This is a genomic window from Asticcacaulis machinosus (assembly GCF_028550435.1).
GTDB lineage: Bacteria > Pseudomonadota > Alphaproteobacteria > Caulobacterales > Caulobacteraceae > Asticcacaulis > Asticcacaulis machinosus.
In genome coordinates this window covers 1,019,474-1,035,819 of sequence record NZ_JAQQKV010000002.1, presented here as the reverse complement: position 1 = coordinate 1,035,819, position 16,346 = coordinate 1,019,474, and the positions used below count along the sequence as shown (strand labels likewise).

12 protein-coding genes are annotated in these 16,346 nt (G+C 56.8%); 4 read left to right on the top strand and 8 right to left on the bottom strand.

Features of this window, described 5'->3' with window-relative positions:
• The first annotated feature begins 154 nt into the window (after positions 1-154).
• Positions 155-976 (top strand): DeoR/GlpR family DNA-binding transcription regulator, encoded by an 822-nt coding sequence (locus tag PQU98_RS13130; protein ID WP_272745386.1) that lies wholly within the window; start codon positions 155-157, stop codon positions 974-976.
• A 36-nt stretch (positions 977-1,012) separates the two neighbouring features.
• On the opposite strand, the gene rhaM is transcribed toward PQU98_RS13130, so the two are convergent.
• Together rhaM and PQU98_RS13120 are read right to left on the bottom strand one after the other, a co-directional pair.
• On the bottom strand, positions 1,013-1,330 hold the full coding sequence (gene rhaM, locus PQU98_RS13125) for an L-rhamnose mutarotase (RefSeq protein WP_272745385.1): 318 nt from the start codon (positions 1,328-1,330) through the stop codon (positions 1,013-1,015).
• 3 nt (positions 1,331-1,333) lie between these two features.
• Positions 1,334-2,593 carry a rhamnogalacturonan acetylesterase gene (locus PQU98_RS13120; RefSeq protein ID WP_272745384.1) on the bottom strand — a complete coding sequence of 420 codons (1,260 nt, stop codon included), beginning with the start codon at positions 2,591-2,593 and terminating at the stop codon, positions 1,334-1,336.
• 257 nt (positions 2,594-2,850) lie between these two features.
• Between PQU98_RS13120 and PQU98_RS13115 the strand changes: the two genes are divergently transcribed.
• The 3 genes from PQU98_RS13115 to PQU98_RS13105 all read left to right on the top strand — a co-directional run bounded on the left by PQU98_RS13115 (position 2,851) and on the right by PQU98_RS13105 (position 9,776).
• A complete protein-coding gene (locus tag PQU98_RS13115) occupies positions 2,851-6,801 on the top strand; it encodes a beta-galactosidase (RefSeq protein ID WP_272745383.1) in 3,951 nt (1,316 codons plus the stop codon).
• A 22-nt stretch (positions 6,802-6,823) separates the two neighbouring features.
• A complete protein-coding gene (bglB, locus tag PQU98_RS13110) occupies positions 6,824-7,999 on the top strand; it encodes a beta-galactosidase BglB (RefSeq protein WP_229807507.1) in 1,176 nt (391 codons plus the stop codon).
• 154 nt (positions 8,000-8,153) lie between these two features.
• A complete protein-coding gene (locus tag PQU98_RS13105; protein WP_272745382.1) occupies positions 8,154-9,776 on the top strand; it encodes an MFS transporter in 1,623 nt (540 codons plus the stop codon).
• A 75-nt stretch (positions 9,777-9,851) separates the two neighbouring features.
• On the opposite strand, the gene lldD is transcribed toward PQU98_RS13105, so the two are convergent.
• The 6 genes from lldD to rhmD form a co-directional block, all read right to left on the bottom strand.
• Positions 9,852-10,988, bottom strand: coding sequence for an FMN-dependent L-lactate dehydrogenase LldD (gene lldD, locus PQU98_RS13100; RefSeq protein WP_272745381.1), 1,137 nt, complete (start codon positions 10,986-10,988; stop codon positions 9,852-9,854).
• A 148-nt stretch (positions 10,989-11,136) separates the two neighbouring features.
• Complete coding sequence (gene rhaT, locus PQU98_RS13095) at positions 11,137-12,213, bottom strand: L-rhamnose/proton symporter RhaT (RefSeq protein ID WP_272745380.1); 1,077 nt, start codon at positions 12,211-12,213, stop codon at positions 11,137-11,139.
• A gap of 68 nt (positions 12,214-12,281) precedes the next feature.
• Positions 12,282-13,187 carry an amidohydrolase family protein gene (locus PQU98_RS13090; protein WP_272745379.1) on the bottom strand — a complete coding sequence of 302 codons (906 nt, stop codon included), beginning with the start codon at positions 13,185-13,187 and terminating at the stop codon, positions 12,282-12,284.
• 257 nt (positions 13,188-13,444) lie between these two features.
• A complete protein-coding gene (locus PQU98_RS13085) occupies positions 13,445-14,191 on the bottom strand; it encodes an SDR family NAD(P)-dependent oxidoreductase (RefSeq protein ID WP_272745378.1) in 747 nt (248 codons plus the stop codon).
• A complete protein-coding gene (locus PQU98_RS13080; protein ID WP_272745377.1) occupies positions 14,191-15,063 on the bottom strand; it encodes a 2,4-didehydro-3-deoxy-L-rhamnonate hydrolase in 873 nt (290 codons plus the stop codon). Before PQU98_RS13080 ends, PQU98_RS13085 begins: the two co-directional genes overlap by 1 nt.
• A gap of 60 nt (positions 15,064-15,123) precedes the next feature.
• Positions 15,124-16,320: an L-rhamnonate dehydratase gene (gene rhmD / locus PQU98_RS13075; protein WP_272745376.1), complete on the bottom strand. Its 1,197-nt coding sequence runs from the start codon at positions 16,318-16,320 to the stop codon at positions 15,124-15,126.
• Positions 16,321-16,346 lie beyond the last annotated feature (26 nt).

The window sequence follows — 16,346 nt, the reverse complement described above, 5'->3', positions numbered from 1 at the left end:
GTCTTTAGTTTCATATTGTGAACATAAATTCGACAAGCGCGAAAAACCTGTTTAATATATTCAATCATCTTTAATCATGATTCCCGTCCGCGTTTGGACACACAGGCTTTGCGTCGCCGTTCGGGACAATAAAAACCAAGGGGACGGACCGTACATGCACTTTCAGGATCGCTGGAAACTGATCATTGATGAGCTTAATCCGGATCGCGTCACATCGGTCGATGAGTTGACGGCTAAACTTGGGGCCTCCCCCGCTACCATCCGCCGCGATCTGAACGAATTGCATGAACTGGGTCATTTGCTGCGCGTCCGTGGCGGTGCCATGCGCATCGAAGGTGCCCATATCGGCCTTAAGGCCACCAGCGACGACCGCCGCAACAGCCTGACCGGTCAGGCGCCGTTTTTCGAGAGCGTTATTCACTACGCCCCCGCCAAAAAAGCCATTGCCCGTGCCGCGCTTGACCTGTTGAAGCCTGGCATGTCGATGATCATCGACGGCGGCACGACCACCTATATGCTGGCCTCGATCATGCCGAACGACAGCTATAATGTGCTGACGACCTCGATCCCGATCCTGCAAAGCCTGCTTGATCGCACCCGCATTCGGGTGACCTTGCCGGGCGGCGAACTGTTCCGTGAGCAGCGCATCATCCTCAATCCGTATGAGGATGGCATGCTGCAGAATTTTGCGGCCCAGCGCATGTTCATCGGCGCGCAGGCGATCACACCCAATGGCCTGATGCAGACCGATACCCTGCTGGTGCAATCCGAGCGCCGCCTTATCGAGCGCGCCCAACAGGTTGTGGTGCTGGCCGACTCGTCCAAGATCAATGCGCCCGCGTCATTGTCAGTTTGCCCGCTGACCGAGATCGATATTCTGATCACCGATTCCGGTCTCAGCACCCGCGATAAGCTGTGGCTTGAGGATGCAGGCATCGACGTCCGCGTCGTCGATATCCTAGCCGAAGATCAATAAGAAAAAACCCCGGTGAAAGCCGGGGTTTTTTATAGCCTATGCCATGTGGAAGACGTGCTTCAAATCCTTGGCCACCGGCGAATTATCCGGATTGCTGTCCATAATATCGGCCATATAGGCCCACCATTTTTTCATGATCGGCAGGCTGGGCAGATCATCCATTTTATGGTCATCGGTGCGCTTTAAAACCCCGAACAGGGTCAGGGTCTCAGGGTCGAGAAAGATCGAATAGTCCGATACCCCCGCTTCATGCAGCAGTTCCGACAGTTCCGGCCAGATTTCGTCGTGGCGCTTTTGGTACTCGGCCTCAAAGCCGGGTTTAAGCTGCATTTTAAAGCCATGAATTTGGGTCATGATTTAGTTCCCTGAGATTTTAGTGACGACTTCGCGCATGATGGGCCAGTCGGTGGGTTTGAGTTCAAAATTTTGCGGATCAGCCGGTTTGGCCGGATCAAACGCGATGAAGTCCGGTGCGGCCCTCAGATCAAGTCCGCTCTGCGGATCGGTGATCGTCTGCGCCACATAGTTTGCGATCACAAATGCCCCGTAAGCGTTGTGGTGCGTACCGTCCTTGCCGCCATTACCGAAGGCCTTCGGGCTGACCTGAGGGCCCAGCGCCTCATAAAGCGTTGCCGTCTTGGCGGTCAGATCAATAAACGGCACATTCAGTTCGCCCGCGACTTTGCGCACGGCGTCATCATAACCGGCCAGCGTATTATTGATTTTACCGTCCTTAAAACTGCGGCGCGAGACCGGTGAGATCAGCACGACTTTCATACCGTGGGCCTGCGCATCGGCGGCAAAGGTTTTCAGCCAGGCCGGATAGGATTGTTCCGCGCTGACATAGGTGCGCGGCCACTGCTTCTTCTGGTCATTATGACCAAACTGGATCAGCAGCACATCCCCCGCCCGCGCCTCACTCAGCAGCTTGTCCCAGCGCAGGGAAGTGACGAACGATTTCATCGTCTCGCCCGATCGGGCATGGTTGGCCACCGACACATCACCTTGCAAAAACCGCGGCAGCATCTGTCCCCATGACGCATAGTCCGTGCCGCCCTGATCGGTCACGGTAGAATCGCCCGCCATAAAGACACGACGTGCGGTCACGGGTGCAATCTCGACCGACTGCACGGCAGGGGCTTCGCCTGAAAACGCGACCGTCAGTTTATCGTCCCAGGTACGGCTCTCAGTGGCTTCATCGCCGCGCAGACCAACGCGCGGGGCCTTAGCCGCGTCCTGTTCCGAGGTCGCCAGTGACGCATTACGAACATTGACAATAAATTCTACAGTTTTGGTCTCGCCTTTTTTCAGAGTGACAGGTGCCATCATCAGGCGGCGGTCTTCGGCCCAAACGGAGGTGCGGCTGGCGGCTTTTTTATTGCCCAAGGTCACGCGCACACGGTAATCACCGGGGGCGACCTTCACCGCCAGCGCTTGCTCATTGCCATCTTTGGTGCTGGTGAAGCCGTACCCCTTAGCCTCATCATAGGCTTGTACCGGGGTCAGATTGATAGCGTCAGCACTACCTTTAAATGCCGGATCAAGGGTGAATTTATAGCTGACTGCGGTAGCGCCCGCAGCCTGAGCCAGCACCGCACCAGATGAAATGGCGAACATTCCGCTGCTCACCATCAGAGCCGCGAAGAGGGCCTTAGTCCCATTTTTTTGATTATTTTTGATCATAATTATGAAATTCCGCCCTTATTTCAGCACCAAGATGCTCGTTTATGATATTTTTTCATTGATATGAGCATTAGTCAATGTCATCTTAATGGATGATTGATGACCGGCCGGATGGGTATGGGCGTTTAAGACCCAGCGGTTTTACCGTCGCCGGACTTTGGTTGAGGAAACTTAAGTACAGAGGACTTTAGATGCCCTACCCCAAATCGCTGCGCAAACGTGCAGCCCTTTGCCGTGTTTCGCAAATCGGACTTCTGACCGCCCTGATGGGCTCGCTGGCCTTTGGGTCGTTTGCGCAGGAACTGGGCATCCCACAGGCGTCTGACGCCAATAAACCGGTCACCTCAAACTCGGCACAGGCCGCCGAAAACAATGCACCTGTGTTCATTATGTCATCCTTTATGGCGACATCGCAGAACACGCTCAGCCTGTTTACCTCACCCGACGGCATCACCTTTAATACGCTGGCGTCCGAGGTCTATACGCCCGATAAGCGCCTGCTACGCGACCCGTCGATTATCCGCCATTCGGACGGCTATTATTATATTGTCTATACGACCGACTGGAACGGCTCTGATTTCGGCATTGCCCGCGCTAAAGATCTGAAAACCTGGGAACTGGTGCGCGAAGTCAAGGTGACCTTGCCTGACGTGACGAATGTTTGGGCACCGGAATGGTTCCGCGATACGGACGGCTCGCTTAAGGTCGTGGTATCCCTGTCGAAAGGCGGCACCAAGGGCCCGTTCGGCGCCTATGTGATTGAGCCGAACGCTGATTTTTCGCAGTGGTCCGACCCTAAGCCGATGCAGGGCCTGCAGGGCAATTTTATCGATACGTTTGTGGTCTCGACCGACGGAGGCTATACCGCCTTTGTCAAGAACGAGACGACCAAGTTTATCGAACTGGCTACGTCCAAATCCCTGCTGGGACCGTGGAAGCTGGAAAAGACCGGCGACTGGGCCGGCTGGGGTAGCTGGCGCGAAGGTCAGGCGCTGGTGAAACTGCCAAATGGTGGTTACCGCATCTATTTCGACGACTACATGACCAAGCACTACTGGTATTCAGACAGCCTTGACGGCTTCAAGACCTGGACACCGAAAAAGGAAATCGGCGGTGTGTCCGGCGTCGTGCGTCACTTTACCGTCCTGTCGGAAGACCCCAAAGCCTTCACTGAGGCCACAAAACCCCAAGACGTCGGCAAAAAAATCACCTGGGATAAAAACTCCCTGATGATCGATGGCGAACGGATCATGGTGTGGTCGGGCGAAATCCATCCGTTCCGCCTGCCCAATCCGTCCCTGTGGCGCGATGTCATCCAAAAGATGAAGGCCTCAGGTTTCAATGGCGTCGCCTTTTATTTTGACTGGGGCTATCACTCGCCGTCACCGGGCGTTTACGATTTCTCCGGCATCCGCAATGTCGAGCGCGCCCTGCAAATCGCCAAGGAAGAGGGCATGTATGTCATTGCCCGCACCGGCCCCTATGTGAATGCCGAACTGACCGGCGGCGGCTATCCCGGCTGGATGTTCCGCCAACGCGCCGAAGCCCGCACCGATGATCCGCTCTATCTGGCCGCTACCGATGAGTGGATGACCCAGATCAACGCCATTATCGCCCGCTATCAGGTCACCAATGGCGGCGGCACGGTCATCGCCTACCAACTGGAAAACGAACTGGGCAAGGTTGAGCCCAAGCATGTCCGCCAGATGAACCATCTGGCCAAAAAGGCACGCGCTGATGGCATCACCGTGCCGTTCTTCCACAATTCGGCCGGCCGCTTACCGGACTGGACTCCAAAGGATTCGACCGCACCGTGGGCCAATACCGGCCCGACCGATATCTATGCGTTCGATGGTTATCCCGGCGGCACCTGCAACGTGTTTGCTGATGCTTCCGGCCCGAACAAGGCGCCTGACTGGGGCATGTATGGCACAACGGCGCCCAAGATCGGCGCCCTGTCCTCGCCCAAAACACCGGGCTTTGCGGCAGAACTGGGCGGCGGCTGGTTCGATTACTGGGGCTCCAACGGCACCTATGACTGTACGTCGAAGCGTCAGGGCAAGGGCTATCAACGGGTGTTTTACGGCACCAACCTGATCAACGGTATTTCGATCCACAACGTCTATATGACGTTCGGCGGCACGTCGTGGGGCTGGCTGGCGGGGCCGGTGGTCTATACCTCTTATGACTATGGCGCCGCCATTTCCGAAGACCGCGGATTGCGTGAGAAAGCCTATGCCCTGAAGCAGCAGGGTATGTTCGTTCAGGCCGCTGAACAGGCGCTGGCCGAAATGGATAAGGGGCCGGTGCTTAAGGTCTCCAATGATAAGCTTAAGGTCTATCATAATTTTAACCCGACGCTGAAAACCCATATTCTGTTGGCGGTTCATAATCCGTCGGATGCCATCACCGATGATCGCGGCACGTTTGACCTGACCACCAAAGACGGCACCTATAAGATCCCGGTGCGCGTCAATGGTCAGGATGCCAAGATGCTACTGGCCTCTTACGCGATGGAGCGTCAGCATCTGGTCTATTCCAATTCGGAAATCCAGACCCATTTCCAGAACAGTGAGCAGGACATCGCCCTGCTGCATGGCCGTAACCTTGAGGACGGCGAAACGGTTCTGCGCTATACCTCCGCGCCCAAGGTCGAGGTTCTGTCCGGTAAGGTCACCTCGAAATTCGATGCCAAAAAAGGCGATCTGAAACTGACCTATCAGCACAATGGCCTGACCCGTGTGCGCATTTCCGGCGGCGGTCGCACCCCCATGCTGCTGCTGATCGCCGATGAGACCACCAGCTTTAATATGTGGCGTCAGGACACCGAAAAGGGCACCGTTCTGCAACTGACACCTGCCCTTGTGCGCACCGCCAAGATCGACGGCAGCACGCTCAACCTGACCGGCGATACGGCGGCGGACAGCGCGTTTGAGATTTGGGGCCCCACTGTCAAAGCCGCTACCTTTAATGGCGAGGCGCTTACCCTGACCACCCAATCCGACGGCAGCTTCAAAACATCATCAGCACGCGGCCCAGAAGCCATCACACTGCCCGATCTGGCGAACGTCGAATGGGCCCGCCGCATGGACTCGCCCGAAGCCCAACCCGGTTTTGACGACAGCGCCTGGGTCAAGGCCGACACCCGCCCCTCCGCCGCCCAGACCTGGACGACGCCGGAGCGCGGTCAACCAACACTCAGCATGAGTGATTACGGCTTCCACCACGGCGATGTCTGGTATCGCGGCCACATCGACATTACCGACGCCAAAAACGATCAGCTTGAGCTGTTCTACGGCGGCGGCGGCGCTGGCATGATTCAGGTTTGGATCGACGGCAAGTTTGTCGGTCAGGATGAAATGGATACCGGCCGCTCCTTCCCGGAAACCACCGACAGCGTGAAATTCACCCTGCCCGACATGACGCCGGGCAAGCATGTCATCTCGGTTATGGTGCGCAACAATTCGCATAACTGGAACCTGATGGCCGACGACTATCACCGCGAAGCGCGCGGCCTGATTTCGGCGTCCCTGACCTCCAAAGGTGGCAACCGCTTTGCCGTACCGATCGACTGGCGCATTCAGGGCAATAAGGGCGGCGAAAAGATCGCTGATCTGGTGCGCGGCCCGATGAACAATGGCGGCCTTTATGGTGAGCGTGAAGGCTGGTATCTGCCCGGTAAAAAACTCGCGCAGCCCCAAAAGTGTGACGCGGTTTTGGGAAAAAGCTGCGCGACAGAAAATGATTGGGATAAGGCAAGCCCTACTGCCGCACCACCGGCCGCCGGTACCTACTGGCTGAGCACGACGTTCAAGCTTGACCTGCCCAAGGATCATGATGTGCAGATGGGGCTGGCATTCGGTGATACCTCAAAGCCGCGCTCTGACCGCACCAACCGCGCCCTGATCTTTGTCAACGGCTGGAACATGGGTCAATTCATCGCCAATATCGGCCCGCAGCGCACGTTTGTTATTCCGGCGGGGATTTTGAACCCCAACGGCGAAAACACCATCAGCTTTGCCGTGACAACCGACGGAAAAGCTGAGAATGCTCTCGAACCGGTCAAGCTGGTCAATCTGCGTACCGTCCGTGGCGGGGTGCCGCTTGAGGTCATGCCCGCACCGAAAAATCTGCAACGCTAACCCTCCCCGTAAAGTGTCTCCCATGCCTGTAAATACAAAAAACCAGATCCTGAAGCCAACCGACCCGTTCAACATCCACCCGCTGCTGCAACATCAGTCGGCAGCTCTGGATGCCGACCGTGACGATTACCGCCACGCCATCGATCTGTTGATCAATAATCTGGTCAATATCGAAGATACGTCGGGCGAGTTTCTGTTGCGCCTGACCGATGGCCGCGTCATCGACACCAAGGCCTGGCACGGCTTTGAGTGGACGCAAGGTGTCGGTCTTTACGGCATGTATAAGATCTGGGAAATGACCGGCGACAAGCGCGCCTGGGACATCATGATCAACTGGTTCGAGGACCGCTTTGCCGAAGGCTCGCCGTCACGCAATATCAATACCGTCGCCCCGTTCATCACCCTGGCCTACCTGTTTGAGCGCACGGGTGACCGCCGCTATCTGCCCTATCTCGATGTCTGGGCCGAGTGGGTCTATAACGAACTGCCGCGCACCGAAGAGGGCGGCTTTCAGCACATCGTTTATAACTCGGTCAACAACCAGCAGCTTTGGGACGACACCCTGATGATGTCGGTGCTGCCGCTGGCCAAGATCGGCCTGTTGCTCAACCGTCCGCATTACGTGGAGGAAGCCAAGCGCCAGTTCATGGTGCATATCAAGTACCTGACCGACCGCAAGACCGGCCTGTGGTTCCACGGCTGGACGTTCGAAGGCCGCCACAACTTTGCCAATGCCCTGTGGGGTCGCGGCAATTCATGGGTCACCATCGTCATCCCGGAATTTATCGAACTGCTGAACCTGCCCAAGGATGATGCCTTCCGCATGTTCCTGATCGAGACCCTTGAGGCGCAGGTTAAAGCTCTCGCGCAATATCAGGCGCCGTCGGGTCTGTGGCGCACCATACTTGATGATGAGACTTCGTATGAAGAAGCCGCCGCCTCGGCTGGTTTCGCTTACGGCATCCTGAAGTCGGTGCGTAAGGGTTACATTTCCAAAGAATATGAAGCCATGGGCATCCGCGGCGCCAAGGCTGTGCGCGCCCACATCAATGCTGAGGGTGAACTGACCCAGGTATCGTTTGGTACGCCGGTGTTCAATTCTATTCAGGAGTACAAAGACATCCCGCTCACCTCCATGCCGTTCGGGCAGGCTATGGCCCTGCTGACCATGGGCGAGTTCATGTATCGGTTTATATAAGCGTAAAGAACTCCCCCTGTCGCAGGGGGAGCTGACTTTTGAGCGTCAGCGAAAATGTCAGAGGGGGTAAATACGAACGGTAGTTACCCCACCCGGCCTTTCAGGCCACCCTCCCCTGCAACAGGGGAGGTTCTATAGGGATTGGAGCTAAAACATGGCCAATGTGCCGACGGGCGAAACCGCCTATCGTAAACCGAAGTGGTACAATTACTGGGGCTGGGGTTCCGGCGACATGCTGGGCGCGGGCGCTCAGGCCGTCATCACCGGCTGGCTGTTTTACTTCTTCACGACCTTCTGCGACCTTAGCGCCGTCGAAGCCGGTATGATCCTTGGCCTGCCGCGTCTGCTGGAAGCCATTACCTGCCCGCTGATCGGGTACATCTCCGATAATCTGCGCCATACCTGGATCGGGCGCAAAATCGGGCGGCGCAAGATCTTTCTGATGATCACCATCCCGCTTTTACCATCGTTCGTTCTGCTATTCGTCACCGGCCAGAACTTCTGGTATTACCTGCTGGTGTTCATCTTCTTTGAATTTGTCTACACCATGTTCCTGATCCCGTGGGAAACCCTCGCCGCGGAAATGACCAAAGACTATAAGGAAAAAGCCAAATTTGCCGGTGCGCGCATGATCATTGCGCAGACCTCGGCCATATTGGCCTCTTACCTGCCGAAATTCATCATCGACAACTTCGGCGGAGCAGATTCCCCTAACACCTTCCTGATCATGGCCGCCATCTTTGGCGTGCTGTTCTCGCTCGTAGTCATTCTGGTGGTCGTCTTTTCGTGGGAGCGGCCCTATACGGCGGACGAACTGGCCCACCAGCCGGAACCGCCGTCTCTGAAAACCGCCGCCATGATCCCAGTCAAGATGTTTGGCGACCTGTTCTCGACCCTGCGTCTGAAGGCGTTTCGTCAGCATATCAGCATCTATCTGGGCGGCTATCTGTCTCAGGACATCTTCAACACCGCCTTCCCGATCTTTGTTGCCACCGTTCTGGCGGCCGGCGCCATGATGTCCAAGGGCGATACCACTACCATGATTTCGGCCATGATGACGGTGATGTATATTGCCCAGTTGGTATCGGTCATGGTCGCCATTCAGGTGGTCATCAAGACCGGCCCGACCATGGCCTATCGCATCGCCATCAGCTTTGTCATCGCCTCGCTGCTGCTGTTCCTTGCCTTCTATCTGACGCAGCCAGCAAACTTTGCCGATGGCCTTGCGGCACTGAATGGTGACCTGTTCATGACCTTTAGCCAGTCGAACTTCGGTGTGGCGTTCTGGCTGTTCGTACCGATCATTCTGGCCGGTCTGGGGCGCGGTACACTCAACTTTGTGCCGTGGTCAGTTTACAACTACCTGCCCGATGTTGACGAGGCCGTAACCGGTCTGCGCCGCGAAGGCATCTTTGCCGGGGTCATGACCTTTACCCGTAAGGCGGCTCAGTCTCTGGCGCTGGTGGCCACCGGCTGGCTGATCGACGCCGGCGGTTATGTGCCTACGCCCAAAGAAGCGACCGAATTTATCCCGCAAAGCGCCGATGCCGTGCATACCATCGTGGCGGTGATGATTGGTGGGCCCGCCTTGATGATGCTTATCGGGGCGTGGCTGTCCTGGACGTTTAAACTCAATGCCAAGACCCACGCCGTTCTGGTTCATGAGGTTGAGCGTCTGCGCGCCGGAGCGACCGAGCCGGAAACACCCGAAAGCGGCAAGATCGTCGAAGACCTGACCGGCTGGAAATATTCCACCCTGTGGGGCCGGGGCCGGTAAATGACAGACACGAAAAGGGCCGGGAAACCGGCCCTTTTTTATTGTGCGTTTTGTGGCCTCGCCGGGCGGTGGCTTTTAAGCCCTGACCAACATCTCCGGCGTGATGTCGGCAATCGTCTTGGCCCCCGTCAGCACCATCGCGACCCGCATTTCTTTCTCGAACAGATCAAGCAGGTTCGACACCCCTGCCTCACCTTTCGCAGCCAGAGCGTAGATAAACGCCCGCCCCAGCAACACACTATCAGCCCCCAGAGCGATCATGCGCACGACATCAAGACCGGTGCGAATGCCAGAGTCCGCCAGTATGGTCAGGTCGCCCTTAACCGCGTCCGCTATGGCCGGAAGCGCGCGCGCCGACGACAGCACGCCATCAAGCTGACGCCCGCCGTGGTTCGATACCACAATGCCGTCCGCGCCGAATTTGACGGCGTCTCTGGCATCTTCGGGGTCGAGGATGCCCTTGATGATCATCGGGCCTTTCCAGAAATCTCTGATCCACTCCAGATCTTTCCATGAAATGCTCTGATCAAAGTTGTTGGCCAGCCAGCCGATATAGTCAGCCAGCCCCGTCGGCTTACCCATATAGGCCGAGATATTGCCCAGATCATGGGGTGTCCCCATAAGCCCGACATCGTATGCCCATGACGGATGAAGCACAGCCTGCACCATACGACGGATTTCAGCATTAGGGCCGCTCATCCCCGAATGGGCGTCACGATAACGCGCACCTGGGGTCGGCATATCGACCGTAAAGACCAGAGTTTTCACACCGGCGGCCTGAGCACGCTCCAGTGCGTTTTTCATAAAGCCTCGATCTTTCAGCACATAAAGCTGAAACCACATTGGCCGGTCAATCTTGGGGGCGACCTCTTCGATCGGGCAGACCGAAACCGTCGACATCGTAAAGGGAATACCTTTTTTTGCCGCAGCTCTGGCGGCCTGAACCTCGCCACGGCGGGCATACATTCCGGTCAAACCCACCGGTGCCAGAACAACCGGCATCGACAGAGTTTCATCAAACAGCCTGGTCGTCAGATCCAGCGCCGACATATCGCGCAACACCCGCTGACGCAGGGCAATGTCGGACAGATCCGAGACATTGCGTTTCAGGGTATGTTCGGCATAGGCCCCGCCGTCGATATAGTGGAACAGAAACGCAGGCAGCTTGCGCCGGGCGGCTTCACGATAATCGGTCGAGGCAGAGATAATCATAGATCTATTCCAAACAGGCAGAGCGCATCCCAAAAAGTGTGAAGCGGTTTTTGGGAAAAGATGCGCGTTAAAAATACCTTACCCTCACCTTTTCGGGTGAGGGCAAAACAGAGAGTTGAAGCTGACGCCAGAACTTGCGTCAGTCAGATTAGTGGCCGCCCGCCCCGCCGATATAGTTGCCATAACCGATAACGACGGTCGAGGCGATCAGCAACAGCAGGCCCGCAAACACATAGGTCAGGGTCTTACGGCTTGAACCCTTCCATTCCTTAAGGGCAAAGCCCCACAGGGATGAGAAGATGATGATCGAGGCCATGTGCAAGGTCCAGCTTGAGAAGCCATATTCGCCCATCTGGCTTTCGCCCATGGTGTAGAAGAAGAACTGGAAATACCAGGTCACACCGGCCAGCGCACACAATATGTAGTTCATACCGATCGACGGGCGCGAGCCGTCCTGACGGGCGTGAGTGCGGGTGACTTCTGCACCGGTTTTATTCTTAAGGATCAGATAGCCGCACCAGAGGATATTGGTCAGCGCCCCGCCCAGCAGCACCATGCACAGCACCGGCAGACCGACAAACAGAGGATCAGTCCCCGCCGCCGCCGACAGTTTCTGAACCGGTGCCCCTGAGGCCAGCCCATAGGCAAAGCATGACGACATCAGGCCACAGAATACGGCAACCCAGATACCTTTTTTCAGGTCGAATTCTTTCAGCACCTCACGGCGCTTGTCTTCGGGCAGGTCGTTGTTCTTGCTGGCCCCGCCCATGCCGATGACGCAGATACCGGCCAGACACAGGAACAGGCCAAACAGCACGATCTGGCCGTGGGTAGTAGGCAGGATTTCAGTGAAGAAGCTGCCATCGACAATCGGCGGCATCAGGGTGCCGAAAAACGCACATAGCGACAGGGCAATCGCCGTCCCCAGACCCAGACCTAGATAGCGCATAGTCAGGCCGTAGGTTAAGCCACCAAGCCCCCACAACAGGCCAAACATCACGCACAGGCCCCAGACATCCGCCGGTGCCGCCGACAGCACGCCCAAAAGGTCCTTGGTTTGTAACGACGCGAATATCCACGGGGCGAACACCCAGCTAAACAGGCCGCCGATCAGCCAATAGATTTCCCACGACCAGCCGCGCACGCGCCGGTACGGAACATAAAAACTGGCCGAGGCAAAGCCGCCGATCCAGTGAAAAAGCACGCCTAAAATCGGATTTGGCACCGAAAAGTCTCCCTTAAAAACATTTGCGTTAACTCCCGGTGGTCATTTGGCCCGCTTTGTGTGGGCTCTTAAATATCCAGATTCAGACGGTAAGCGCGATTGGCGTTACGGCCAAACATGTCGCGGCGCTCATCGTCGGAAAATTCTTTGGTAATCTCATCAAAGGCATTGATGATCGTGGCGTAGTCAGAAAACAGTTTATCGGTCGGCACATCGGAGGCGAACATGACGCGATCCGTGCCGAATATCTCAATGGCTTTAAGCACCAGCGGGCGAATGGACGCCGTCGTCCAGTTACGCTCGACAAAGCCCATGCCGGAAATCTTGGCCCAGACGTGGGGCTGCGCCGCCAATGCCTTCATGCCCGCTTCCCAGCGCGCCATGTGGTCAGCACCATCCTTCACCGGCATGCCGGCGTGGTTGAGCATGACCGGAATATTCGGGTGTTTCGCCGCAAGCTCTGCGGCCTGCGCCATCTGGTTGGAATAGATTTGCAGATCAAATGACAGATCATGCTTTGCCAATTGGGCATAACCGGCCTGCCACTGCGGATCATCGAGCAGATTAGCGGGGGTGTAGCTGAAATAACTGTCCGGATGCCAGTTGAGGATATGGCGGATACCGCGCACGGCTTTGTGCTGAGCGTGGGCCTCCAACAAGGCGTCAACATTGGGGTCATTCAAACCCGCAAACGCGACCAGCGCGGTCGGCAGGCCCTCAGAATCAGACAAACCCTGCAACCATTCGGTCTCGTTCAACGCCTGATCGGCACGCGCGCCAGCATCGACATGAACTGTGCCTCGCACATCAAAACCGGTGGCATCGGCACGGTAGTGAGACGGAAGATAGGTTTTGGCGATCGCTTCGGTCGAGCCATTGACGCCGGTATCGTCAAACGGCGCCGACAGCCAGTCGTAACGCAGCTTTTCCAAATCCCAGAGATGGATATGAGCATCTACGAATGGCAGTTTCATGCGCGTCCCCATTTTTCTTATCTCCTCCCCTGTAGCCAAGCGTACGGGGGAGGTGGCGCGGGACTCGCCAAGGGCGAAAACCGCGACGGAGGGGGCAACCGAAGCCAGAATGCCCCCTCCGTCATCTATGCGCCCTAACGGGCTTTTAGATGCCACCTCCCCCGCTTGCGCAAGGGAGGAGGATTAATAATGCTGCTGCCCATGCCCTCAAACAGCGAAGCGGTAGGGCAACCAAGAAACGGAGGGAGAGGAACGACCTAGTAGGTCGTTCTACCTCCCGACGTATCGAATACCGACGCCGTGGTGAAAGAGCACTCTTCGGACGCCATGAACGTCACCATCGCTGCCGATTCATCGACAATGCCCAGACGCCCCATCGGGATCTTTGAGCGCATATAATCGACCTGAGACTGCGGCAATTGCGCCAGGATCGGTGATTCAAACGTGGCTGGCGTCAGGGCATTAACGATCACGCCCTTGCCCGCCAGTTCCTTACCCAACGACTTGGTAAAGCCAATCACGCCTGCCTTAGAAGCCGAATAGGCCGAAGCGTTCGGATTGCCTTCCTTGCCCGCGACCGACGCCACATTGACGATCCGGCCATAGCCGTTTTGCAGCATGTAGGGGATGATCTCACGGTTGCAGTAGAACAGGCCATTGAGGTTGATATCCATGACCTTGAGCCAGCTATCGACCGGGAATTCCCATACCGGCACCGTAGCACCCGTGATGCCCGCCGACGCGATCAGGATATCGATCTTGCCCAGGATTTCCGCTGACTTTTTCGCCGCGGCCGAGACTTCCTCAAGCTTTGAGACATCCAGCGCCACAAAACCGGCCGCGCCGATTTCAGTTGCCGTGGCTTCCAGCATTTCAGCGTTCAGATCCCACAGGACGACCTTGCCGCCTTCGGCGATGATGCGGATAGCGGCGGCCTTACCCAGACCACCGGCAGCTCCGGTGATAACCGCGCAACGGCCGTCGTAACGATTAGCGTATGCCATTAACCGATGATCTCCTGACCTTCTAAGCTGAACGCCACAACTGTCTGGCGCTGCTCACCCAGCTTTGAGACACCAAGGTGCATCTTGTCGCCGACATTGAGGTAGATCGGATCAGGCTTCTTGCCTTCGCCCACGCCCGGAGGGGTGCCGGTGATGACCAGATCGCCCGGTTGCAGGGTGATAAAGCGCGAGATATAGGCAATGGCTTCCGCGACCGGGAAGATCATGGTGCGGGTATTGCCGGTTTGCATACGCACGCCGTTGACGTCGAGGAACATATCCAGTTCCTGCGGGTTGCCGACTTCATCAGCGGTCACCAGCCACGGGCCGGTCGGACAAAACGTATCACAGCCCTTACCTTTAACCCACTGGGTGCCGCGTTCTTTCTGGAAGGCGCGCTCGGAGACATCGTTGACCAGCACATAACCGGCGACGTGATTCAGGGCTTCGGATTCTTCGACATAGCGGCAGGTCTTACCGATGATGATGCCCAGTTCGACTTCCCAGTCCATCTTGGTCGCATCGCGCGGCTTCATGACGTCATCGTTGGCACCGCACAGCGAGGTGATCGCCTTGGTGAAGAAGATCGGCTCCGGTGGCACCGGCAGATTGGATTCCGCGGCATGGTCAGCATAGTTCAGGCCGACGGCGATGATCTTACCGATATTCTTGACCGGCACGCCGTAGCGCACATCACCTTCAACCACCGGCAGGGCGGCGACATCAGCGGCTTTCAGGCCGGCCAGTTTCGACAGGCGCACCTCTTCGGCGGTGATGTCGGCCACAACCGACGACAGATCGCGTAAGTTTCCGTCGGCATCAACGACACCGGGCTTTTCCTGGCCCTTGGGGCCAAAACGGACGAGTTTCATAGAGTTATCCTTAAAATAATAATCCACCCCAAAACGCTAAAGCATTTTGGGGTGAGGCAGTCAGTGCTCATAAGGGCGATAAAGCTTCACTTCGGGGTTCAGTTCAACCCCAAAGCCCGGCTTATCCAGCGCCGTAACTTTCAGGCGGCCATTTTCCGGCACCGGCTCACCCAGCAATTGCGGGTGGAACATGGGTGCTACATGATCGGCCTTTGGGGCCATCATCAGGAACTCAGCGAACGGTGAGTTATGGCGGGTAATGACGAAGTGGTAGCTGTATACGGATGAACCATGCGGCACGACCAAAGTGCCATTGGCGTCAGCCAGAGCCGAAATCTTGAGCAGCTCGGTTACGCCGCCACACCAACCCACATCCGGCTGAATGATATCGCAGCAGCCCATGTCCATCAGCATCTTGAAGCCCCAGCGGGTCGACTCGTGCTCACCGGTCGTGACCAGCATACCTTGCGGCACGTTTTTCTTGAGCTGGGCATAGCCCCAATAGTCGTCAGGGTTGATGGCTTCTTCGATCCACTTCAGACCGTACTCATGACACTTATGGGCCAGACGGGTGGCATAGTTGACATCGAGCGCCATCCAGCAGTCATACATCAGCCAGAAATCTTCGCCGACTTTTGAGCGCATATCCGCGACCAGTTCGACGTTTTTCTTCAGACCCTCATCACCTTCGATAGGGCCATGATACAGCGGCATCTTACCGCCGATAAAGCCCATTTCCTTGGCCAGATCCGGACGCGCGCCGGTGGCATAGAATTGCAGCTCATCGCGCACCGCACCGCCCAGCATGTGATAGACCGGCTCGCCGCGCAGCTTGCCCATCAAATCCCACAGCGCCAGATCGACGCCGGAGATGGCGTTCACCACAATGCCCTTACGGCCATAGTACTGAGAGCCGAAATACATCTGATCCCAGATGCGCTCATACTCAAACGGGTTGCGGCCTTCGAGGAAGCGCGCGAAGTGCTTTTCGACCATATAACAGGCGGGCTCACCACCGGTCGTCACGGCAAAACCGATGGTGCCGTCATCGGCCTCAATCTCAACGACCAGAGTGCCCAGCACGTTAATACCAAACGATTTGCGTGACTGGCGATATTCCGGATAACGCCCCATCGACGTGGCAATGTGATTGTCGATCCAGTGGCCTTCGCCCTGATCGTGATAATCCGCGCCCCCGCCGCCTTCGCCGCCTTTAATCACATAGGCGCGAACCTGCTTAATCTTCGGGAATGTCATGAGTGTAGTCCTTGGCCTGCTTTGGA

Bases quoted from the DNA above. Each gene is read 5' to 3' on its own strand.
- PQU98_RS13130 (WP_272745386.1), top strand. From the start codon at position 155: ATGCACTTTCAGGATCGCTGGAAACTGATCATTGATGAGCTTAATCCG.
- rhaM (WP_272745385.1), bottom strand. From the start codon at position 1,330: ATGACCCAAATTCATGGCTTTAAAATGCAGCTTAAACCCGGCTTTGAG.
- PQU98_RS13120 (WP_272745384.1), bottom strand. From the start codon at position 2,593: ATGTTCGCCATTTCATCTGGTGCGGTGCTGGCTCAGGCTGCGGGCGCT.
- PQU98_RS13115 (WP_272745383.1), top strand. From the start codon at position 2,851: ATGCCCTACCCCAAATCGCTGCGCAAACGTGCAGCCCTTTGCCGTGTT.
- bglB (WP_229807507.1), top strand. From the start codon at position 6,824: ATGCCTGTAAATACAAAAAACCAGATCCTGAAGCCAACCGACCCGTTC.
- PQU98_RS13105 (WP_272745382.1), top strand. From the start codon at position 8,154: ATGGCCAATGTGCCGACGGGCGAAACCGCCTATCGTAAACCGAAGTGG.
- lldD (WP_272745381.1), bottom strand. From the start codon at position 10,988: ATGATTATCTCTGCCTCGACCGATTATCGTGAAGCCGCCCGGCGCAAG.
- PQU98_RS13090 (WP_272745379.1), bottom strand. From the start codon at position 13,187: ATGAAACTGCCATTCGTAGATGCTCATATCCATCTCTGGGATTTGGAA.
- PQU98_RS13085 (WP_272745378.1), bottom strand. From the start codon at position 14,191: ATGGCATACGCTAATCGTTACGACGGCCGTTGCGCGGTTATCACCGGA.
- PQU98_RS13080 (WP_272745377.1), bottom strand. From the start codon at position 15,063: ATGAAACTCGTCCGTTTTGGCCCCAAGGGCCAGGAAAAGCCCGGTGTC.
- rhmD (WP_272745376.1), bottom strand. From the start codon at position 16,320: ATGACATTCCCGAAGATTAAGCAGGTTCGCGCCTATGTGATTAAAGGC.